A 22,069-nucleotide genomic window follows, 5' to 3' on the forward strand; every position below is an offset into this window, starting at 1 on the left:
ACAAATGTATAAGATTGTCATTTAAGTCTTATTTCAATGTGCTTGTATTAAAACGTGGTCTGAATAAATAAAAGTGTTGGACTTAAATCAATCAGTAACACGACATGGCAGAAGAACCTACATCTACCTTAACTAAAAACTATGTCTCTGCTGCCAATAGACACTCAAGTAAACCGACAAAAGTAACCTCGACAGCATCGGCTCGCCAGTCTAAGTGGATGATTCGTTTAGGTCATCTCCTCGCTGGGGCTTGGGTAATGGGTGCAGTAATCCTAAGCGCTTCTGGCGAGCAATCGGTTCAGTTGATCGAAAATAAGGCGCTTTCTGGCTTTTTTCAACTGCGTGGCCCGATTGTGCCTCCAGAAGACATCGTAATTTTAGCAATAGATGATCAGTCAATATCAGTTCCCGAACAGTACTATAAAACAAATCCAAAACAGTATGCCTACCTAGAAACACTGAAATCTTATCCTTATAAACGTGCTGCTTATGCCCAGATAATTACAAAATTAGTCAAAGCAGGTGTCCGCTCTGTAGCAGTAGATGTCATTTTTGATACGCCAAGCAGTTATGGAGTTGCCGACGATCGCCAATTTCAGGCAGTATTGCAAAAATATGGCAGTAAAGTTACCTTAGCAGCCGTCTACGAAAATTCCCAGACACACCAAGGGGATTTTACGCAGCTGACAGACCCACAAGAGATGTTTCGTACTGGGTCAGTGTCCATTGGTTCAGTTAATTTCCCCTTAGAAGAAGATGGGAAAATTCATCGATTGGCGAGTGAGTATTCTAAATTATTCACTGAAGATAATTTAATTGAGAAGCTACCCTCCTTTGATGAAGCAGCGCTTAGGATAGCACAAGTAAATTATCCCCGACCAAAGGGCGATCGCATTTATTTTTGGGGGCCTGCGGGTACATTTGAGCAAATACCCTTTTGGCACGTACTCGACCCAGAAAACTGGAACACCTATTTACAGCAGGGAAAGGTCTTCAAAGACAAGATTGTGCTAATTGGTGCAACAGATAAGTTAAATAATGATTATTATCCAGTCGCTGTTAGCAACAGCGCTAAACCCATGTCGGGCGTAGAAATTCACGCCAATGCGATCGCAACTTTGATGACAGGGAAAGCGATCGCCCCAGGAATTAACACAGCACCATTGCGGGGTTTGTTTGTGCTAATTCTAGTTGGCAGTGCAGCCTTGATGATTAGCAGACGCAAACGTAGTATCAATAGATTTTTATATAGCCTTGCCTTGTCTGGTGCTTGGGTAGGAATTAGCTATGGGTTATTTGTCTATGGTCGGTTAGTTTTTCCTACTACCGTACCAATGATTGCGATCGCAACGATCGGATTTTCCTACCTGGGAACCTCATTAGTCAGAGAAAGTATTAGAAAACGCCAATTAGTAGACATTTTTCAAAAGTATAAAACTTCTCCTATCGTTCAAGAGATTATCAGTCAACAAGATGACTTGCAAGACCTAATCCAGCAACGAGATTTAGCCTTATCTGGGAAAATCCTGGCTCAACGCTACAAAATAGTTAAAGTTCTCGGTTCTGGTGGATTCAGTGAAACTTATGTTGCTGAAGATACCCAACGTCCTGGAAATCCTCTATGTGTTCTCAAGCAACTAAAACCAGCCAGCACCAAACCAGAAGCCTTGCAACTTGCCAGACGTTTATTTCACTCAGAGGCGCAAACCCTAGAGAAATTGGGAACACACGCTCAAATTCCTCAACTTTTAGCGTATTTTGAACAAGATGAAGAATTTTATCTAGTGCAAGAACAGATAATTGGTCATCCTTTAAATCAGGAATTGCCACCAGGTAGAGCAATTGATGAAATTGCCGCGATCAAAATTGTCAGAGACTTATTGCAAACATTAACATTTGTTCATCACAACAATGTGATTCACCGGGATATTAAGCCTAGTAATATCATCCGGCGACACTCAGACGGAAAACTAGTATTAATTGACTTTGGAGCCGTCAAAGAAGTTAGTACCAAACAGCTTGAGATTCAAGACGCAACTCCCTTTACTATTGGCATTGGTACTCAGGGTTACGCACCAAGCGAACAATGTTTTGGCCGTCCCCACTATAGTAGTGACATCTATGCAGTGGGTATGGTTGGGATTAAAGCCTTGACTGGTGTAGCGCCCCGTGAGCTAGATAGAGATGGTTATGGAGAGATAAAATGGGGCGATGCCTACGGCGGTAAACTACGCTCTCAAGTAAGCCATTCCCTAGCTAAAATTCTCAGTAAAATGGTGCTGGAGGATTTCAAACAGCGATATCAGTCTGCATCAGAGGTTCTTGAGGATCTGAAAGTTTTTGACGATATTTTAAATTCTCAAAGCAAATACCCCATGTTAGGGGATGACTCCTTAATAAATACTTCAGACCAATTAAACACTCCGACAAAATCTTGCTCAGAAGCATCCTCAGAAACTCCTTGAGAAATTTCAACTCAAAATTCCTCAGAATTTTCTAACACATCTAACAAACTTTTTAACATCAAATAAGCAGAAGTTCCTCCCGGATCTTGATGTCCAACACTCCTCTCGCCCAGATAACTAGCCCGTCCTTTTTTCGCCTGCATCGGTATAGTTTCTTGCAACCCCCTTTGGGCTGCTACTACAGCTTGTTGCATAGCTTCCAGTGTTCCCTTACTTTCCCCTACAGCCTGCCCAAAAGCCGCTACAGCCGGAGATAGCACATCCACCATTGTTTTGTCTTTTAGTTGCGCTTTACCACGTTGCAGCACTCCGTCTAAACCTGCTTGAAGTAGCTTTAACACATCTTGGGCTGTTAATTCTTGCTTATCTACTACTACTGTACTGGCTCGTAAAAACCAAGTGCCATAAAGAGGGCCACTTGCACCGCCAATAGAAGAAATCAACGTCATACTCACAGTTTTGAGAATGTTGCCGATATCCTTGTCTGCAAAAGTTGGTAACTGAACGCTTACCTTTTTGAAGCCACGATCCATATTTATGCCGTGGTCAGCATCTCCGATCGCAGCATCTAATTCTGTCAAATAAGTTTTATTCTGCTCTATCTCGGTTGCATAAGCCTGCAACCATTGTAATATCTGCGCTTGAGTTACCATAATAATTTGTAATTAGTTAAATTCCCCAGCGCCAACTTGCTGTTTTTACTGGTGCATCCCATAACCGGATCGTTTCATCATCTAATTTCAGTAGGGTAATGGAACAACCTTGCATTTCTAGAGATGTAACGTAAGGGCCGATTAAGTTTCGCACAATTTGCAATCCTTGCTGTTCGCAGATTTGGGCGAGTTTGCGATAAACAATATACAGTTCAGAAATCGGGGTTCCACCCATACTATTAACGAAAGCTAATAAGCGATCGCCTTTGGCAAATGGTAAACTTGTTAGTTCCACATCTACCCATTCTCCTTTATCTTCATCCCACTCGCGCAGTGTGCGGCTGTATGCTGGATCGTCAATTAGCGATCGCGTCAAAATTTCGGTAATCTCATCTACTGATTTTATAGTTGTGCGTTCCGTTCCTGGCTCACCGTGAATACCGATACCTAATTCAATTTGGCGATCGCTCAATTCAAATGTCGGCGTTCCATTAGCGGGGACTGTACAAGATGTTAGAGCAATTCCCATACTCCGCCCATTCAGATTTACTCGGCGACATAAATTTGCTATTTGTGGCAAATCATACCCAGCTTCAGCCGCCGCGCCACAAATTTTTTCCGCTAGTATTGTTGTTCCTACACCCCGCCGCCCTTGAGTATAGAGGCTATCCTTCACTGCTACATCGTCATCAATTAAAATATTTAGCGATCGGATTCCCTCACTACGGGCTAACTCCGTTGCCATTTCAAAGTTCATCACATCGCCACTATAATTTTTGACGATATAAAGAATACCAGAGCCTCCATCTACAAGCTTTGCTGCTTCTAGCATTTGGTCAGGAGTAGGGGAAGTGAAGACCTCACCAGGGCAAGCTGCATCAAGCATTCCTTTGCCGACGAAGCCAGCGTGCATAGGTTCATGTCCACTGCCACCACCAGAAATAATTGCTACTTTACCCCGTATAGGTGCATCGGCTCGATAGACAAAAGCAGGATCGTAGTTCAGTTTAATTAAATCGGAATGAGCCGCCGCCATACCTTCTAGATTTTCTCGCACAAAGTCTTCCGGCTTGTTGATCAGCTTTTTCATAATCCGTGTCTGGGTAAAAGGGTGCTAAAACCCAGGTTATAGCGATCGCTGGTTTGTATGCAATAAAGTTTGACCTCTCTCTAAATCTCTCTCCTTAAAAGCTACGGTGTACACACAAGTCTTTTAGAGTGGAGTGGCTCCACAGACTTTTAATCTCTTAAAAAGCAAAGCTGTTTCATTCCCTTAAAAGCTCAAAAAAAACTTGTGTTCTGAACGAAAGTCCTCGTGTTTTGAACGAAAGTCCTCGTGTTCTGAACGAAAGCCCTTGTGTTCTGAACGAAAGCCCTTGTGTTCTGAATGAAAGTCCTCGTGTTCTGAACAAAAGTCCTCGTGTTCTGAACGAAAGCCCTTGTGTTCTGAACAAATGCACTCGTGTTTTGAATGAATGCACTCGTGTTCTGAACGAAAGCACTTGTGTGTACACCGTAGCTTTAAAGGAGAGACTTTAAATGTTCCCCCTTCCGGCATCGGGAAAGGGGTTAGGGAGTTAGATTTTTCTTAAGTCTTGCCATATAACCAAATAAATTTGAATTATTTGGTCAATCCAAAGATTCCATCAATTCAATACACTTGTGCATCTGCTGGTGCATGGTTTCCTTATCAGCATGAAACCTTCGTCCATGACCCGGTAGCACCCACTCAAAAGAGTAATTAGCCAAGTTACGCATCGATTTAGTCTGTTCTGACCAAGAATACCAGCAGGCATTTTGGAATGCAGCTAGTTGGTGGAAGCTTTCTGACCAAGCCAGATGATCGCCAGTGAAGAGGAACTGATTTTTATAAAGTAGAACAGTTTGCCCTTTGGTGTGACCGGGAACTGGGATAATTAATAAATCTGGAGTCAAGGTAAATGGTTCAGAACCAGTTAGCTGGATTTCTACATTGCGAGTATCCGCAGTAATATCATCAGCATGAAGGATGCGATCGCACTGAAAATGCTCGGCAAATTTTTGATGATCTGCCACATCATCCTTATGAGTTAAATACATATAACGAATTGGCCCCAGTTCTTCTAAACGCTTAACTAAAGGCGGCGTAAACCGGGGAGAATCCACTAAAATATTACCTTCTGGAAGTTGAATTAAATAGCTAGCAGCACCGTAAGATTTTTCAGAATGATAGCCGCAGTGGTAAATATTTTCCGTTACTAGTATTGGAAAACTTTCTTGAACAGCTTTGATATCTTTTGGCTTTTCAACCGTGCCAATGGAACTGGTAGGACAAGCTAAAAGCGCTTGCAGTGCGGCTAATCTTTCTGTTTCATTGGTTGGTTGATGATAAACAGCCGATTGGTCATCAACATCATAAAATACTTCAGGAGCCATCCAGCGACAGGTATCACAATCAATACAGGTAGTATCTACATAAAAATCGCCGTTGACATTTTGGGAGCGACGCTGATTTAAATGAGCCATATTAATTAATCCTTTTGCTTCCAGCCGCATACTGGGGAGCGATAAACTCTATATCACTACGCTAGCAAAAGTGAGTTGAGATTGTAGATGCCACTAGAAGTAAATCTAGTTAAAAATAGAGAGTCGTAAAACCAAGTCAGCAGAAAATGGGAAAACTGAACATAGACACTATCTGCTGATATATTTCCAAATATGCTTTACTGTTCTAATTCTAGTTGTTCAAATCCTTTTAACCCTGATGACAACAAGTTTTGCATTAAGTGTGGACAAACACTCACACCATTATTTAGAAATCGTTTCCGAGTAATACGACTTTTGGGCGAGGGTGGATTTAGCAGAACTTATGAAGCCAGGGATGCAGATAAGATAGATGAACCTTGTGTAATTAAGCAATTTGTCCCGCAAGTTCAAGGAACGAATGCACTTGAGAAAGCAACAGAGTTATTTAAGCAAGAGGCGAAGCGACTGTATGACTTGGGGGAACACCCGCAAATTCCGCGTCTGATTGCTTATTTTGAACAGGATAAGCGGCTTTATTTAGTACAAGAGTTGATTGAGGGACAGAATTTATTACAAGAATTGCAACAGCAGGGAGCCTTTAGCGAAGAAAAGATCAAACAGCTTTTAACTGATTTATTACCTATCCTGAAATTTATCCATGAACGCGGTGTAATTCATCGAGACATTAAACCAGAAAATATCATGCGCCGTCTGGATGGGAAGTTAATATTAATTGATTTTGGTGTTTCTAAACAAATTACAAAAACTTTTGTAGGTGTTGGTACAACAGTAGGAACGCCTGGATATACCCCAATACAGTTCAGATAAAACCAAAGCACTTGTAGAGATGGCGATTTATCGCGTCTCAAAAACCAAAAATTTTTTACCAATAGCCCTTAACTGAACCGTATTGGGATATACCCCATTAGAGCAAATGCGTGGTCAAGTTTTTCCTGCAAGCGACCTTTATAGTTTGGGTGTAACTTGTATTCGGCTATTAACCCAATGTTTTCCAAAAGCGGATGCTTATGATGAACTTTATGATGCGCTCAGGGGTTGCTGGATTTGGAGAAAATATTTACCAAAAGGTAGAAGCATTACTCCTGATTTTGGGAAAGTTTTAGATAAGTTAATTCAGGATTATGTGAAGGAACGTTATCAATCTACAGATGAAGTGCTAGCAGCTCTCAACAATAAACAAAATCAAATTGCTGCAAAATCAGCAGTATTATCAAAGCCTCATAAACAAGTTTTATCTAACTCTAAAAAAGTTATAGCCTCTAATCTTAACCCTTGTATAACATCAGGATTGACAAGAGATTACAGCAGACTTAATGATTTATTAGTATCTGGTAGATGGAAAGATGCTAATGAAAAAACTTTTGATATTTTGCTTAAGATATCAGGTAGAGAAAAACAAGGTTCACTCTATTTGGAAGATGTAAAAAAATTTTCTTGTCAAGACCTTCGCACTATTAACAGTCTATGGGAGAAATATAGCAATGGAAATTTTGGTTTAAGTATACAAAAACAAATTTGGCAAAATATGGGAGGAAGCAAGGAGCCAGATTGGGAAGCTTGGTGTCGTTTTAGCTCTGAAGTAGGATGGTTAAGTTCTAAAATGAGAAGGCAAAAATTATTGTTTTTTATAGATTTATTTGAAGAAATACCTACTGTATGGTTTGATGATCTTATCTTCTCTATAAAAGCTCCAAAAGGTCATTTACCATGTTTTAGGATTAGTGGGATGACATTAGTAGTGAGTTTTATTTTACTACGCTGCGAAGAGTATGGACTTTAAAATCTAGTATTTATAGAAGGATAAGCTATGACTGAAATTATATTTATCATAGAAGATGATCCAGATGGTGGTTATACAGCTAGAGCTTTAACCGAGTCAATTTTTACTCAGGCTGACGATATAGAAACACTACGAAAAATGATCCGTGATGCGGTTCATTGCCATTTTCCTAATGAACAAAACCGTCCCAGAAGAATCTTACTTAAATAATAAGGTATTCAAATTTTTAAGTTTTGGATTTTCTGTTTTAGAGATGCGATCGCGCATATAATTTATAACGCTTCCCACTCATCCCTGCTAATATTAGCTTGACGTAATATTCTATTTAGTAAGCTTGGGCTAATGTCTCCCTGATGTGGATTGGGAATTGTCAGCTTTAATTCATCTTTTACCATGTATTGATGCTTACCACCTGGGTAAGGCCCATCAAAACCTGCATCTTTCAGATAACGAATCAGATCCCGCCGATTAATTGATCCAAAGGGTGGCATTAGGCGACCTCTTTGGTAAGATTCAGGTCAACACCATTAAGTATTGGTAGAGTATGACCTAAACGCAATCCTAGTACAATCCATCCTTCAAGAGTATCTTGCAAATCCTCCCGGCAAGCTTCTAGTGTTGTAGCGTTTGCCCACACACCTTGACATTCTAGAATTTCGCCATAGAAAGTTCCATCCTCAAGCAACTCATAAGTTGCTTTGTGCATTGCTGTACGAATGTAATTTGTCAACATTCAACTTTTTAATCAATTTGGTTACAAATGAAATTTTATTTTTAATCGCAAATCCGCCAAACTCTAATTATTATGTATATTTTTTAAATTTCCGAAAATGCGATCGCGTTCCTTTACCAAACGCGATCGCTAAATTTTCCATCCCCTAACCAATAAAATGCAGATGATTAATTACCGCACTAATTAGATTATGGGTAACAGGAAGACTATCCACGACCATCCCCAGACACAACAGCATCATGTAGGAAATGGAATAGAGAAACAACTCTTTAGCCACAGCGCGATCCTCTGGATTTTGCAATAAGCGCCAAGATTTGTGGATAAATAATCCTCCCAGACTTAGGGCGATCGCAGCATAAAGAATTCCACTCGCGCCCAAGGGATAAACCAATAACACGGTTGCAATTACAGTTAGCAGCGTATAATACCAAATCTGCCGCACTGTTGCCGTATCACCTTCAATTACAGGTAGCATTGGTATCCCGACCTTTGCGTAATCATCCCGAATCATTAGAGCTAAAGCCCAGAAATGAGGTGGTGTCCACAAAAAGACGATGCCAAAAATTAACCATGCTGACCAGTTTAAAGTGCCTGTGACAGCAGCCCAACCCACTAATGCCGGAATTGCTCCAGCAGCCCCACCAATGACGATATTTTGGGTAGTGTGGCGTTTTAGCCAATGGGTATAGATCAAAATATAAAAGACGATGCCAGAGAAAGCTAGCGAGGCAGCTAACAAATTGGCAAATACTGCTAGGAGTGTAAAAGAAAGCGTTGCTAGTGCGATCGCAAAAATTAGAGCATCGCGTGGCTGAACCTTACCGGAAGGCATCGGACGGTGGCGTGTCCGCTCCATATCATAATCAATATCCCGGTCATAGATACAGTTAATTGTCTGGGCACTTGCAGCAGCCATTGTGCCACCAGTGAGAGTTACTAGCAACAGCAATGGATCAACTTCTCCCTTAGCAGCAATCCACATACTCCCAGCCGTGGTAATCAAAAGCAACGGAATAATCCGAGGCTTCGTTAGCTGGTAATAACTTTGAACTACCTGGAAAAATGTTTGGTGGTGGCGAGAGACATTAGTCTCAATCATTTTGGCTCTGGTTCCTTATTTTTCAACAAAAACTTATATACAGCTATACAGCCTGGCTCAAACTGGCTCTTTCAGACAAACGAAAACACAGATTTTCTCCACCTGCGTAGATCGCAATACTCGCCGTTGCTTCCTTCATCATTTAGTGGAGAATGGGGAGAACAGGGGGGCAGGGGGCAAGGGGGAATTATTGAATAAGTCTCTCCCTTGTCTACCTTGTCTCTTCTTCATACCCAATTCCCCATTCCCAATTCCCCATTCCCAATTCCCTATTCAGCACTAACAGAATCACGCATTGCAAGAACTGTGAAAACCACCAAAGTACCCAGCAAAGCTGCTCCTATAGCTTGGTGAGAGACAGTAAGAGGCTCGACTTGGAGATGTAATTTGAAAGTGGCGAATCCCAACAAAATTTGTAAGGTCAACAACCCACCAGCTATATTTGCCAGTCGCCGCAAGGCTGGATGTAGCGCTGGTGTACGCCAACAGATAAATACTATTGCCAAGGTTGTCACCGTTGGCGGCACCAAACCAGCAATATGGCTGTACATTACAGTACAAAGTTGAGAACCGCCGAGGCATTGGTGTAGCGCCCAGCGAGAGCCTACCAAAGCACCCAAGAGACTTTGTAGGTAAACCAGAACAGCAGCAGTTAAACCTACCCAAGGCAACTTCCCAACGGTTCCATTGCCCTGATAGGGTGTCAGTGCCGTGCCGATAATCAGCAGGGTGCTAAAGAATAACAGCGCCGTTCCTAAATGAGCGGTAACGATATCAAACCGCAACAGTTCGGTAACGGTGAGTCCTCCCAAGATGCCTTGGAAGACGATTAAAAACAGGGCGAATGTGGATGCCCAAGGCAGCCATCTGGGTAAGACACGACGATGCCACCAGGATAAGCCGAAGAGTGCGATCGCGCTTAAACCTATTAAAGCTGCATCCAATCTGTGAAACCACTCCAAAAACACTTGGAGGTTCATTTGCTTGGCTGGCACAAGTTCGCCATAGCACAAAGGCCAGTCTGGGCAAGCAAGTCCAGCATTCATCACGCGGGTGGCACTGCCTATTGCCATCAAAATTAAGGTGGCTATGCATATTTTCCACACCAAGCGACGAATCATTTCCTTGGGCTTTTGCTGCTGAAGCGCCGCTTCATTTTGTTGTTGTAGGACAAATTCGCTCATGAATGATACCTTCTGCCCGCTCTTGGTGGCTCTCTTAAAATTTTCAATTTTCTTTTAGTGTCCTATCTTCACCCTAGCGTATAGGTTAAGGGTTTATAGATTAGCACTCACTTATACTTTGAATCACTCCAGAAAGGTTTTGCCTGAAGCTTTAGGTATTTTTCAAGATGTGAAAAATTGATTAATCACAATTAATTTAAACATCCTAAATTTTTCCTTAAATTTTTCCACTGGTTTACATCTAGTTTTGGGAATATCTGATAGTCACCTTGTACCCAAAATTAGTAAAATAGTTAAAAAAATTAATAAAAATTTCAGACCTTTAGACTTTATACCTTTCAGCCTAGACTACCTTAGTAAGTGAACAGGTTTAAGATAACGTAGTAAATTCAATTAAGTAAGCCGTGAAGATTCCAAGTTCAATCTGGACATTACTCATTGGCATCGTGCTAACGCTAGTCAGCCTTTGGTACGGTCAAAATCACGGTCTGTTGCCAGCAGCAGCCTCAGATGAAGCCGTATTGGTGGATGGTCTGTTCAACGCGATGATGATCGTTTCTACAGGTATATTCCTGTTAGTTGAAGGTATTTTAATTTACTCTGCATTTAAATACCGTCGGCGTGCAGGTGACAATGAAGACGGCCCGCCAGTTGAGGGCAATATACCTCTAGAAATTCTCTGGACGGCGATCCCTGCAATTATCGTTATCGGCATTTCTGTTTACAGCTTTGATGTTTACAACGAAATCGGTGGCTTTGATCCCCATGCTATACATCAAGCGCCGATGAATCAGGAATCAATGGCAATGCCTGGTAGTGCTATGGCCGCAACTTTAAGCGATACTCCTCCTAGCACCGAACCCAACCTCAATCAAGAAAAATCTGATGAGGCAATGCAAGACCCAGCTACGGCAGAAGTTCGTAATGCCGATCAAATCCCCCAACTGCGGAATGCTCCAGGTGTAGGTAGTGTTGCTCCAACAATTGGGGGAACTCCTGAAAAAGCAGGCAAACCAGCAGAATTACAGGTCAACGTTACTGGTTTACAATATGCCTGGATTTTTACCTATCCTGAAACTGGTATAACTACAGGTGAAATGCACGTCCCCATCGGGCGAGAAGTGCAAATTAATATGACAGCCAACGATGTCATCCATGCCTTTTGGGTTCCAGAGTTCCGCCTGAAACAAGACGCGATCCCAGGTAGACAAAGCGAGATTCGCTTTACTCCCAAAACAGCAGGAGATTACACCCTGATCTGTGCTGAACTTTGTGGCCCCTACCACGGTGCAATGAGAGCGCCAATAGTCGTTGAGCCAGAAGAAGCATTTGACAAATGGGTTCAAGAACAGCTAGTTGCTAGCAAAGAAACACTCAATCAAGCCGTTGCTGTTAATCCTGCGAATCTATCCCCAAATGAATTTCTTGCTCCTTACACCAAGGAAATGGGAATTAAGCCAGAAATCCTCCATCAAGTTCACCATTAGTCATTGGTCATTGGTCATTAGTCATTAGTCATTCGTCTAAATAAATGACAAATGACAAATGACAACTGAACAAAGGATAAATGACAAAAGATAACTAACGACTATGACACAAGCTCAGTTGCAAGAAACTGCCAATATCCCCGCCCTTGTAGAGGAACCAGGGATCAGAAAATGGCAAGATTACTTTGGCTTCAACACCGATCATAAGGTGATTGGAATTCAGTATCTAGTCACTACATTCATTTTTTACTGTATTGGCGGGGTGATGGCTGACTTGGTTCGTACAGAACTGCGAACCCCAGAAGTTGATTTTGTCACCCCTGAAGTCTACAACAGCTTATTTACGCTGCACGCCACAATCATGATTTTCTTGTGGATTGTGCCAGCTGGTGCGGGTTTTGCTAACTTCCTCATCCCCTTAATGATTGGGGCAAAGGATATGGCATTTCCGCGCTTGAATGCTGTTGCCTTTTGGATGATTCCCCCTGCGGGTTTATTGTTGATCGCGAGTTTAGTGGTAGGCGATGCACCGGATGCGGGTTGGACTTCCTACCCTCCCCTGAGCTTGGTAACAGGTCAAGTAGGTGAGGGAATTTGGATTATGAGCGTCCTCCTACTAGGTACGTCATCGATTCTAGGGGCAATAAATTTTCTCGTCACATTGCTCAAGATGCGTATCCCCGGTATGGGGGTTCACCAAATGCCCTTGTTCTGCTGGGCGATGTTTGCTACCTCGGCACTGACTTTAGTATCAACGCCAGTGTTAGCAGCAGGTCTAATTCTGCTTGCCTTTGACTTAATTGCGGGGACAACATTTTTTAACCCAACTGGTGGCGGCGACCCAGTGGTATACCAGCACATGTTCTGGTTTTACTCCCACCCAGCCGTTTACATCATGATTTTGCCCTTCTTTGGAGCAATTTCAGAAATTATCCCCGTACATTCGCGCAAGCCGATTTTTGGCTATAAAGCGATCGCTTATTCATCTCTAGCAATCAGCTTTTTGGGGCTAATCGTCTGGGCGCACCACATGTTTACCAGTGGTATTCCCGGCTGGTTGCGGATGTTCTTTATGATCACCACCATGATCATTGCCGTACCAACTGGAATTAAAATTTTCAGTTGGTTAGGAACAATGTGGGGCGGCAAAATCCAGCTTAATAGCGCCATGCTGTTTGCAATGGGCTTTGTTGGCACCTTTGTGATTGGCGGCATCAGTGGCGTAATGTTGGCAGCAGTGCCCTTCGATATTCACGTTCACGACACCTATTTTGTAGTAGCACATTTACACTACGTCCTATTTGGCGGTAGTGTTCTCGGCATTTATGCAGCGATTTATCACTGGTTCCCAAAAATGACGGGACGGATGGTAAACGAATTTTGGGGTAAGGTTCACTTTGCCTTGACTATTGTCGGTTTAAACATGACCTTCTTACCTATGCACAAGCTGGGTTTAATGGGCATGAACCGCCGGATCGCTCAATACGATCCCAAATTTACCTTTCTCAACGAAATCTGCACTTATGGCGCTTACATACTAGCAATTTCGACATTCCCCTTCATCATCAATGCGATTTGGAGTTGGTTGTACGGCGAGAAAGCTGGTAATAATCCCTGGAGGGCACTTACCTTAGAGTGGATGACAACCTCACCACCTGCGATCGAGAATTTTGATCGAACCCCTGTACTGGCTACAGGCCCCTACGACTACGGCTTGGAAAAGGCTGACGAAGGTGTACCCTTATCCGATCCCAATCCAATCTTGTCTGGCGGCCCAAACTCAGTATTAAGAGCAGAACCCGACCCAGCCGTTGCTGCAAATCCCGAAGATCGGAAATAAAGTGATGAGTTAGGAGTGAAGAGTTATGAGTTATGAATGATGAGTTATGAGTTTAATAAAGTTGTTAGTTCAAAATTTCTAACTTCTAACTCCCAACTCCTAACTCCGATTCCCCATTCCCCATTCCCCATTCCCCACTTATAAAAATTCATGCAAAGTCAAACTATTGACCCAGCTAAAACTGAACTTAATCATCACCACGCGGCGGAAGCGTCCGTCGATCATCATGAAGAACATCCAGACCATCGTATGTTTGGGCTAATTGTCTTCCTGATTGCTGAAGGGATGATTTTTATGGGACTGTTCGGAGCTTACTTAGCTTTTCGTGCTACCTTACCTGCATGGCCGCCAGCAGGTACACCAGAGTTAGAACTATTGTTACCCGGAGTGAACACAATCAATCTGATTTCTAGTAGTTTTGTCATGCACAATGCTGACACTGCTATTAAAAAGAACGATACGCGGGGGGCACAATTCTGGTTAGCAATTACGGCGGCGATGGGTGCTATTTTCTTGGTGGGTCAAGTATATGAATATACCCATTTAGAATTCGGTTTAACTACCAATTTATTTGCCAGTGCATTTTACGTTTTGACTGGTTTCCACGGATTGCACGTTACTATCGGCGTTTTAGCAATTGTTGCCGTGTTGTGGCGATCGCGCCTTCCGGGTCACTATAGTAACGAAAAGCACTTCGGTATAGAAGCAGCCGAAATCTACTGGCACTTCGTTGACGTGATTTGGATTATTTTGTTCGGATTACTGTATCTCCTGTAAGTATTAATTATTAGTTGTTTATTCCACGCGAACAACTTAATCAGCCCCCAACTGGGGGCTTTTTTAATTAATAGTTTTATTGTTTTAAGTAAGTGGGTCAAATTATAGCAAGGGACTGGGGACTAGGGACTGGGGACTGGGTGAAAAGTCTTTTTGCGTCTCAGTTTCATCATCTGTTGATGTTCTAACACCAAGCCTTGTGCTATAAATACCTCACCCTTACTAAGGAGAGGGATTGAGGGTGAGGTTTGATCTTATATTTGATTACGTCTACCTACTTACCTAACAATATTTCCAGAAAATATATTAAAACAAGTTTAGGCTATTCCCTTTGTTACTTTTGCTAAAGGCAATAGGTCTTATCTGCCAATACATAAGACCTAATATAGATAATTGTAAAAATTACATCTATCATAGGGAAAACTCATAAACTTCCCCTACGATAGATGGTAGATTTGCCATCCAAAAATAATTTATAAAGACCTGAAACGGTTCGTTAGACTGCTATACAATATAATTCTTTTTTACAGCGCGTAATTTTTCATGCCCATGAGTTATTGCCAGTAATATTAATGCAAATAAAGGTGGGAAAAGTCGGAAAAGTCGGATGTTTTGCGAAAACTATTGAATAAGCAGTTAATATACTGTAATTTGATAGATCAAGGATGAACAAGACTAAAATCCTGACTACAAACTTTAATTGATTGACACTTAACTACTTAGTCGTCCCTAAAGTTTGGTAATAAAACTGTAGCGTATCCTGAAGAGTATTTGTGCTTTTAAGTTCTACTCTTCAAGGTTTTATCGGTAACCAGGCTCAAAGTTGACTCTTAACTCCAGAACATTAGCTTCTGACTACAGTTCTAAATACTCTCAACTAGTGTTACATTTACTTAAGTGAGAAAATTATTTAACTATCACAGAGATTAATTTTATATTAAAATATTAATAAAGGTATTAAATTAACCAAATTAAGGGGCTAGCTATAAAAATGCTCTAAAGCATAGGTTGCCACAGAAGCTGACTGCCTCAACAAATACAAACAGTCTAGCGACAAGTATTTATAACCTCAGCCAAGCTCTGAATGGTTAGTAAATTAATAATTAGTATACGCCACATGAGCCAGAACCCTCTAGTAAGAAAAACACTTCGCAGTCGCTTTGAGACTGTCAAACTGCTAGGAAGCGGAGGATCTACTAGTACTTACTTGTTGTCAGGTGCTAAACGTAACAAAAATCAAACTTCTATTACGAGAAAAACACTTCGGAATCGCTTTGAGATTGTCAAACACTTAGGAAGTGGAGGCTCAGGTGACACTTACTTAGCCATAGACCTAGATTTGCCAGGACAACCCCATTGTGTTGTCAAACATTTCCACCCAAAAGATTCCAATCCTGCTGTTCTACCCATTGCGAAGAAGCTATTTGACCGAGAAGCGGAAGTCTTATACCAATTAGGGAACGACCACGATCAAATTCCTAGACTCTTTGCCCATTTTAATGAGGATGGAGATTTCTATTTAGTCCAAGAGTTTATTGATGGTCATGCCTTAACTCAAGAAATTATACCAGGTCAGCGTCTTAGCGAGAATGCAGTTTTAAATTTATTAACAGACATTCTGGAAGTGCTAGCATTTGTCCACCAAAATAACATTATTCACAGAGATATCAAGCCCCAGAATTTAATGCGGCGGTACTCAGATCAGAAAATTGTGCTTATTGACTTTGGGAGTATTAAGAAAATTGGTGCTTTGGGAGCAGGCTTAACAATTTCTGTTGGAACTCCTGGCTATATGCCAAGCGAACAGGCTAAAGGAAAGCCAAAACTTTGCAGCGATATCTATGCAGTAGGGATGATTGGTATTCAAGCTTTGACAGGTTTAATACCTGAGCAATTACAAGAAGATCCCAATACTGGAGAAGTTCTCTGGCGCGATCGGGTAGAGGTAAGCGATACTCTTGCAAATATTTTAGATACAATGGTTAGCGATCGCTACAACCAGCGTTATCAGTCTGCTACAGAAGCTTTACAAGCACTTAATTCCGATCTAACGTTATCGCAATCTTCAGAATCTATTGGCATCAAGTTAAACAGTGATGATACTTATTTGCTGAGTTATAAAAACTTTATTTTGTTTTTAGGAATAGGACTTGGCGCTACCACTAGTTTGATAGTGATAGTGTTAATTTATATGTTTATTAATACAGGTACGTCGTCTCCAAACAAACCTACGCAATTAAATAATTTTATAGAAAAATTTGTTGAGCCACGCTTCACGAATGTTGATGTGAATAGCTTAATACGCAAATCGAAGTTAACAGAGTAGTCTGTAAAAACAATTGCACCATTGTAAATACTACTAAAAAACAAGCAAATTGAATCTCACGACAGCAGTCTACTTTGATTTATGAAGTTATTTTGTAGATAGGCAATATGAGTACTAAATTTTTGAAAAAATTAAATATTCAGTTCTACATATAAGAAAGCTTAATAATATAACATTACTCATAAAAATGGTTATTAAATACCCTCAATCCCTCTCCTTAATAAGGAGAGGGAAGCTGGAGGCAGGGTGAGGTTTTATATTTAATTTTATCCACTTACTTAGCTTTAATATTCTAAAAATTATTCTAGGATAAATACTTATAAATTCCTGTAAGATAAATACAATAAACACCATTTAAAAATATGGACAATACCAATCAAAAAAAAGCTTTAATTAACAGTGAAATAGCCCTCTTTCTTAGAGGTTTGATTATTGGGAAAGTACTGACACTTATGGTTATTGGCGGATTACTTTGGTGGTTACTGAAGCCGAATTTATTGTCCCGCAACAGCATTGACTCTTCTTCTAATCAAAGTTTCAAGCCCGTCTCTAATAGTGAATCCAGTTTTCAGACAGTTGCAGATGTCCCCCCTGCCTCATTCAATTATGGAGGTAGTACAGCGTGGGCATCTATCCGGCAATTGGTAGATTCTCAGATCCAGAGCGATCGCCCGGAACTACAATTACGTTACGTAGACCCTACTAATTCTAGCCCTGGTTCTAGCTCAGGTATTCGGATGTTACTTGATGGTAAACTAGATTTTGCTCAGTCTTCTCGTCCCCTTACAGATGAAGAACAAGCTATTGCAAAAGAGCGAGGCTTCACACTTGAGCAACGTCAGGTAGGTATGGATGCGATCGCAGTGGTAGTTAACCCATCCCTGAAAGTATCAGGTTTAACTGTTGACCAATTGCACCAGATTTATTTAGGGCGAATTACTAACTGGAATCAAGTAGGTGGGCCAAATCTAGCCATCACGCCTTTGTCTCAGAGGCCAGAAGATGCAGATACAGTTATATTTGCTAGCAACAGCGATTTGAAGGGTCAATTACTTGGCTCTAATGTGAAATACGTCTACTCTACTACAGAAGCAGTACGTCAACTCAGTAAAATACCTGGTAGTGTGTACTACGCATCTGCTCGTTCAGTAGTACCTCAATGTAGTGTGAAGGCTTTGCCATTACGTGGAACTTCTAGTAAGCTAATTCCTCCCTACCGTGAACCGATGGTATCGCCTGAGCAATGTCCGCGTCAGCGCAACCAGCTAAACACTCAGGCTATCAAAGATAAAAGCTATCCAATTATTGCTAACTTGTTTGTGATTATTAAGCAGAATAAAGGTCGGGAACAGCAGATTGGGGATGCATACACTCAACTGTTATTAACTGACCAGGGACAAAGGGCAATTGAGCAAGCTGGGTTCGTCAGCGTTCGCTAGTAAATTTAGATGAGAATTAAGCCCCCCTTCTGGGGGTTTTTACCACTAATTCTGTAATCGGCTCCTCAAGGGAAAATACTCTAGGCAAATACCGTCATTCGCATCACTATTACTTGTTGCTATAACTTTTTTATCAGGACTAAAATCAACATTTCGACAGATTCACTGTAACACCTGTCAAACTACTCAGGGCATCGCTTTTAGCTTGAGAATCGCTAAATTCTTATTCATTTTCTTTCTGAGTTAAACGCTTCAAAGTTATTATTAATTCTTTTTGATTTATCGGTTTTGTCAGATAAGCATCTGCACCCAACATACTCCCCCAAAGCCGATCTAGCTCGGTGTCTTTCGTTGAACATAAAATTACAGGAATTTGATTGTACCTGAAACTCGTTTTGATTTCTCGACAAAGTTCAAATCCACTTTTCCCTGGTAAAATTACATCAGTAAATATTAAATTAGGCGGGGTTACATCTATTTTTTCTTGAGCTTCTTCGCCACTTTTGGCACTAATTACAACATAGCCTGCTTGTTCCAAGTACAAACTGATAATTTTCATATCCGTCAAGCTATCTTCAACAACTAAAATAGTCGCAGTCATAATTACCTCTTAAACTTCAATTCCAATACAAAATGAATAGGGGATTCAGACTACGGCAAACAACACACTATCAAATTTTTATTTAGGTGTAATATCTCACCGTTTCTACTTCTAGAAATAAACAATTTATACCACGCTTAAAGCTTAGGTAATAGATGCTTTGTACCTCGCATTTCCCTTGAAATAATTATTTTTTAAGTGCGGCTCTATACCCATAGCTATTGGAAATTATTTTCTCAAACTTTAATTCAATTAGATATTTATGGCAATTGATTCCATTATCAAAAAAATTAAAAATTTATAACTTAGCATTAATTCTTTAACAGTGGCGAGTGAGTAGTAAAACCCCACATTAAATCTATGATTTAGTAGTTTTAAATTAGTAGTGGATTCATATCTGACACTTTATTTTTCTGATTATTCAAGGCTTTATTTTTGACTAATCACTAAAATAGTTATCTTTGTTAAGTATTTTCAATATTAACAATTATCCAATTGGCTAGCTACAGTATAAATACTTGTTTAGAGATGAAAAATTATCTGATTAAGCAAAGTTTAAAGACTCTATCCTCATATTGAAATCCTATATATAAAGCCAAAATGTGCAATACAAAAAATATAAAGTTCATTAGTGTTTTAAATCACATTTAATTTTAATAACTGGGTGTTGAACTTTTTTACAAATGAAATTTATGCCGTTTATTTTTAATTTCATTGACGAGTTATAATATCTGCTATATAACGGACTAAGGGTTATTTAATAGCAATGAAATCCAAGCTTTAATAATACTCATTAAAACTAAATTATATTTGTTAAATTTTTTTGAAGTTATCAAATACTAAAAGTTCTATAGTTTTTATTTAGGGAAGTAGAAAATATAATGTTTCAGCACCAAGGTAACGATGCTAGTAACCTCTTATCAAATATTGACACAGTAGAAATAAAAGATAATCAAATTCAGTCTGATTTCCTAGAGGCAGAACTAAGGCACCTGCACCACAAATTGAATTTTTTACTTCAAAATAATCCTTTAGCGGTAATTGAATGGAATACATCTTTTGAGGTTACAGAATGGAATTCTGCTGCTGAAAAGATTTTTGGCTATACCAAACATCAGGTATTGAGTAACCAAACCTTGGAATTAATTACACCCCAAGGCATTAGAGGAACTCTCAAAGAGATTTTTCAAGAGCTACTTGAAAAAGTAGATAGTATTGATAGTATTCATCAAAATTGTACTCAAGATGGTAAAAGCGTTAGCTGTCGATGGTACAACAGGACTTTGACATCCCCAGATGGAACAATTGTTGGAATTGTTTCAATGGTTGATGATATTACTACTCGTAAACAAACAGAAGCCCTTCTTCAAGAGCAAGCTAATCTTTCACAATTAATCCTTAACTCTATGAACGATGGGGTTATTGTTGCCGATGAACAAGGAAAATTCTTAGTATTTAATCCCGCAGCAAAACAAATATTTGGTAACGGGGCAATTGATAGCAGCCAAGAGCAATGGTCACAACACTACGGGTTGTTTTTACCTGACCAAACAACACCTTTCCCAACAGATAATCTTCCTTTGGCCAAAGCAATTCAAGGTGAAAATTCTGAAAATGTAGAAATGTTTGTACGTCATCCTCAAGCAACAGATGGAATATGGGTAATGGTCAACGGTACGCCTCTCAAAGATGCACAGGGAAAGTTGAGAGGCGGAATTATTGTCTGTTGTGATATTACACAACGCAAACAAGCAGAAGCCGCACTCAAGTTAAGTGAATTACGCTATCGTTCTCTAATTACTGCTACCTCACAAATTATCTGGACTACAAATGCCGAAGGTAGAGTTATTGAAGATTTGCCAGGATGGAGACTTTACACTGGTCTGAGCAAAAAAGAAATTCAAGACTTCGGTTGGCTAGACTCTATACACCCAGAAGAACGCGAAGATACTGCACAGATTTGGTTACGGGCGGTGGAAACAAAACAACTTTATCAAACTGAATATCGTATTCAATCTGCTGATGGCAACTATCGTTACTTTTTAGTTCGCGGTGTTCCAGTTCTAAATGAAGATGGCAGTATTCTGGAATGGATCGGCACTTGTACTGATATCGATCGCCAAAAACAAGCACAGATTACTCTTCAGGAATCCGAAACCCAATTACGGCAACAGACTCATCAGCTAGAGCAAGCATTAAAACAACTCCAATTTACTCAGTCCCAACTTATTCAAAGCGAAAAAATGTCTTCCCTTGGACAACTCGTTGCTGGGGTTGCTCACGAAATTAATAACCCTGTTAACTTTATCTACGCTAATCTCATACATGCTCAAAACTATATACAAGACCTGCTTAACTTGCTCAACCTTTATCAGCAAAACTATCTCCATCCAGTGCCAGAGATCCAAGAGCAAACAGAGGCTATTGAGCTTGAATTTCTGACTGAAGATTTACCGAAGCTATTCTCTTCAATGAAAACCGGAGCCGAACGTATCAAACAAATTATCAATTCTTTGCGAACTTTTTCACGCATGGGTGAAGCTGAATTCAAAGCCGTTGATATCCATCAAGCAATTGAGAGTACCTTGATGATTTTACAACATCGCCTTCAAACCAAACCAGAGCGTCCCCAAATAAGAATCATCAAACAATATGGTCAGCTTCCACTGATAGCATGTTATGCTCGACAACTAAATCAGGTATTTCTGAATATCGTGAGCAATGCAATAGATGCAATAAATGCAAAAGATGCTCAACGAACAACTAAAGAAATGAAACTATATCCCAGTACAATCTCTATTCATACTGAAGTTGATAACACGGGATTATTAGTTATACGAATTGCTGATAACGGAATTGGAATGTCTCTAGATATTCAAAAACACATCTTTGACCCCTTCTTTACCACTAAACCTGTGGGTAAAGGCACAGGCTTAGGTTTATCTACTAGCCACCAAATTGTCTGTGAAAAACATGACGGTTCGTTGCAATGCATTTCCTTGTTTGGTCAAGGTACAGAGTTCATCATTTCTATACCCATTAAACAGACTTTTTCATCCTCAAGAAATTAACTTATGATTAGCTACTTTTGCAGAAATTGAAGCAGCTAAAGGGCTTAGTTAAGTGTAATGCGATCGCACTTAACTAGAACACGATTAT

At 40.4% G+C, this 22,069-nt stretch carries 17 protein-coding genes and 1 pseudogene; 10 read left to right on the forward strand and 8 right to left on the reverse strand.

The window, feature by feature from the left end; genetic code table 11:
- The first annotated feature begins 104 nt into the window (after nt 1–104).
- Nucleotides 105–2,465, forward strand: a complete 2,361-nt coding sequence (locus RMZ41_RS22535) for a CHASE2 domain-containing serine/threonine-protein kinase (RefSeq protein ID WP_322643949.1) — start codon at nt 105–107, stop codon at nt 2,463–2,465.
- A gap of 11 nt (nt 2,466–2,476) precedes the next feature.
- On the opposite strand, the gene dhaL is transcribed toward RMZ41_RS22535, so the two are convergent.
- From dhaL to RMZ41_RS22550, 3 genes are all read right to left on the reverse strand, one after another.
- Nucleotides 2,477–3,118 (reverse strand): dihydroxyacetone kinase subunit DhaL, encoded by a 642-nt coding sequence (gene dhaL, locus RMZ41_RS22540; protein ID WP_322643948.1) that lies wholly within the window; start codon nt 3,116–3,118, stop codon nt 2,477–2,479.
- Between the two features lie 16 nt (nt 3,119–3,134).
- Nucleotides 3,135–4,208 (reverse strand): dihydroxyacetone kinase subunit DhaK, encoded by a 1,074-nt coding sequence (dhaK, locus tag RMZ41_RS22545; RefSeq protein WP_322643947.1) that lies wholly within the window; start codon nt 4,206–4,208, stop codon nt 3,135–3,137.
- 539 nt (nt 4,209–4,747) lie between these two features.
- Nucleotides 4,748–5,623 carry an MBL fold metallo-hydrolase gene (locus RMZ41_RS22550; RefSeq protein WP_322643946.1) on the reverse strand — a complete coding sequence of 292 codons (876 nt, stop codon included), beginning with the start codon at nt 5,621–5,623 and terminating at the stop codon, nt 4,748–4,750.
- Nucleotides 5,624–5,815: 192 nt separating this feature from the next.
- Here RMZ41_RS22550 and RMZ41_RS22555 point away from each other — a divergent pair.
- The 3 genes and pseudogenes from RMZ41_RS22555 to RMZ41_RS22565 all read left to right on the forward strand — a co-directional run.
- Nucleotides 5,816–6,442, forward strand: a pseudogene (locus RMZ41_RS22555) (protein kinase domain-containing protein); the annotation flags it as partial.
- A 115-nt stretch (nt 6,443–6,557) separates the two neighbouring features.
- Nucleotides 6,558–7,424: a GUN4 domain-containing protein gene (locus RMZ41_RS22560; protein WP_322643945.1), complete on the forward strand. Its 867-nt coding sequence runs from the start codon at nt 6,558–6,560 to the stop codon at nt 7,422–7,424.
- A gap of 27 nt (nt 7,425–7,451) precedes the next feature.
- Nucleotides 7,452–7,634, forward strand: a complete 183-nt coding sequence (locus RMZ41_RS22565) for a 2-oxoisovalerate dehydrogenase E1 subunit beta (RefSeq protein WP_322643944.1) — start codon at nt 7,452–7,454, stop codon at nt 7,632–7,634.
- Between the two features lie 62 nt (nt 7,635–7,696).
- Here the strand turns inward: RMZ41_RS22565 and RMZ41_RS22570 are convergent, their stop codons facing one another.
- From RMZ41_RS22570 to RMZ41_RS22585, 4 genes are all read right to left on the reverse strand, one after another.
- Nucleotides 7,697–7,915, reverse strand: coding sequence for a type II toxin-antitoxin system HicA family toxin (locus RMZ41_RS22570; protein WP_251957958.1), 219 nt, complete (start codon nt 7,913–7,915; stop codon nt 7,697–7,699).
- Nucleotides 7,915–8,157, reverse strand: coding sequence for a type II toxin-antitoxin system HicB family antitoxin (locus RMZ41_RS22575; protein WP_322643943.1), 243 nt, complete (start codon nt 8,155–8,157; stop codon nt 7,915–7,917). Before RMZ41_RS22575 ends, RMZ41_RS22570 begins: the two co-directional genes overlap by 1 nt.
- 145 nt (nt 8,158–8,302) lie before the next feature.
- Entirely contained in the window at nt 8,303–9,256 is a 954-nt protein-coding gene (locus RMZ41_RS22580) for a heme o synthase (protein ID WP_322643942.1), read from the reverse strand.
- A 269-nt stretch (nt 9,257–9,525) separates the two neighbouring features.
- Nucleotides 9,526–10,440 (reverse strand): heme A synthase, encoded by a 915-nt coding sequence (locus tag RMZ41_RS22585; protein ID WP_322643941.1) that lies wholly within the window; start codon nt 10,438–10,440, stop codon nt 9,526–9,528.
- 404 nt (nt 10,441–10,844) lie between these two features.
- Between RMZ41_RS22585 and RMZ41_RS22590 the strand changes: the two genes are divergently transcribed.
- The 5 genes from RMZ41_RS22590 to RMZ41_RS22610 all read left to right on the forward strand — a co-directional run bounded on the left by RMZ41_RS22590 (nt 10,845) and on the right by RMZ41_RS22610 (nt 18,309).
- Nucleotides 10,845–11,927, forward strand: coding sequence for a cytochrome c oxidase subunit II (locus RMZ41_RS22590; RefSeq protein WP_322643940.1), 1,083 nt, complete (start codon nt 10,845–10,847; stop codon nt 11,925–11,927).
- 103 nt (nt 11,928–12,030) lie between these two features.
- Nucleotides 12,031–13,767, forward strand: a complete 1,737-nt coding sequence (ctaD, locus tag RMZ41_RS22595; protein WP_322643939.1) for a cytochrome c oxidase subunit I — start codon at nt 12,031–12,033, stop codon at nt 13,765–13,767.
- Between the two features lie 150 nt (nt 13,768–13,917).
- Nucleotides 13,918–14,544 carry a heme-copper oxidase subunit III gene (locus tag RMZ41_RS22600; RefSeq protein WP_322643938.1) on the forward strand — a complete coding sequence of 209 codons (627 nt, stop codon included), beginning with the start codon at nt 13,918–13,920 and terminating at the stop codon, nt 14,542–14,544.
- A gap of 1,117 nt (nt 14,545–15,661) precedes the next feature.
- Nucleotides 15,662–16,870 (forward strand): serine/threonine-protein kinase, encoded by a 1,209-nt coding sequence (locus tag RMZ41_RS22605; RefSeq protein WP_322643937.1) that lies wholly within the window; start codon nt 15,662–15,664, stop codon nt 16,868–16,870.
- 362 nt (nt 16,871–17,232) lie between these two features.
- Nucleotides 17,233–18,309: a PstS family phosphate ABC transporter substrate-binding protein gene (locus RMZ41_RS22610; protein ID WP_322643936.1), complete on the forward strand. Its 1,077-nt coding sequence runs from the start codon at nt 17,233–17,235 to the stop codon at nt 18,307–18,309.
- A gap of 223 nt (nt 18,310–18,532) precedes the next feature.
- Here the strand turns inward: RMZ41_RS22610 and RMZ41_RS22615 are convergent, their stop codons facing one another.
- Complete coding sequence (locus RMZ41_RS22615) at nt 18,533–18,910, reverse strand: response regulator (protein WP_322643935.1); 378 nt, start codon at nt 18,908–18,910, stop codon at nt 18,533–18,535.
- Nucleotides 18,911–19,791: 881 nt separating this feature from the next.
- Between RMZ41_RS22615 and RMZ41_RS22620 the strand changes: the two genes are divergently transcribed.
- Entirely contained in the window at nt 19,792–21,981 is a 2,190-nt protein-coding gene (locus RMZ41_RS22620) for a PAS domain S-box protein (RefSeq protein ID WP_322643934.1), read from the forward strand.
- The last annotated feature ends 88 nt before the right edge of the window (nt 21,982–22,069 follow it).

It is taken from the genome of Nostoc sp. DedVER02 (assembly GCF_034530675.2).
Classification (GTDB): domain Bacteria; phylum Cyanobacteriota; class Cyanobacteriia; order Cyanobacteriales; family Nostocaceae; genus Nostoc.

Bases quoted from the DNA above. Each gene is read 5' to 3' on its own strand.
- RMZ41_RS22585 (WP_322643941.1), bottom strand. From the start codon at position 10,440: ATGAGCGAATTTGTCCTACAACAACAAAATGAAGCGGCGCTTCAGCAG.
- dhaK (WP_322643947.1), bottom strand. From the start codon at position 4,208: ATGAAAAAGCTGATCAACAAGCCGGAAGACTTTGTGCGAGAAAATCTA.
- dhaL (WP_322643948.1), bottom strand. From the start codon at position 3,118: ATGGTAACTCAAGCGCAGATATTACAATGGTTGCAGGCTTATGCAACC.
- RMZ41_RS22565 (WP_322643944.1), top strand. From the start codon at position 7,452: ATGACTGAAATTATATTTATCATAGAAGATGATCCAGATGGTGGTTAT.
- RMZ41_RS22535 (WP_322643949.1), top strand. From the start codon at position 105: ATGGCAGAAGAACCTACATCTACCTTAACTAAAAACTATGTCTCTGCT.
- RMZ41_RS22575 (WP_322643943.1), bottom strand. From the start codon at position 8,157: ATGTTGACAAATTACATTCGTACAGCAATGCACAAAGCAACTTATGAG.
- RMZ41_RS22605 (WP_322643937.1), top strand. From the start codon at position 15,662: ATGAGCCAGAACCCTCTAGTAAGAAAAACACTTCGCAGTCGCTTTGAG.
- RMZ41_RS22560 (WP_322643945.1), top strand. From the start codon at position 6,558: ATGCGTGGTCAAGTTTTTCCTGCAAGCGACCTTTATAGTTTGGGTGTA.
- RMZ41_RS22580 (WP_322643942.1), bottom strand. From the start codon at position 9,256: ATGATTGAGACTAATGTCTCTCGCCACCACCAAACATTTTTCCAGGTA.
- ctaD (WP_322643939.1), top strand. From the start codon at position 12,031: ATGACACAAGCTCAGTTGCAAGAAACTGCCAATATCCCCGCCCTTGTA.
- RMZ41_RS22615 (WP_322643935.1), bottom strand. From the start codon at position 18,910: ATGACTGCGACTATTTTAGTTGTTGAAGATAGCTTGACGGATATGAAA.
- RMZ41_RS22600 (WP_322643938.1), top strand. From the start codon at position 13,918: ATGCAAAGTCAAACTATTGACCCAGCTAAAACTGAACTTAATCATCAC.
- RMZ41_RS22550 (WP_322643946.1), bottom strand. From the start codon at position 5,623: ATGGCTCATTTAAATCAGCGTCGCTCCCAAAATGTCAACGGCGATTTT.
- RMZ41_RS22620 (WP_322643934.1), top strand. From the start codon at position 19,792: ATGTTTCAGCACCAAGGTAACGATGCTAGTAACCTCTTATCAAATATT.
- RMZ41_RS22570 (WP_251957958.1), bottom strand. From the start codon at position 7,915: ATGCCACCCTTTGGATCAATTAATCGGCGGGATCTGATTCGTTATCTG.
- RMZ41_RS22610 (WP_322643936.1), top strand. From the start codon at position 17,233: ATGGACAATACCAATCAAAAAAAAGCTTTAATTAACAGTGAAATAGCC.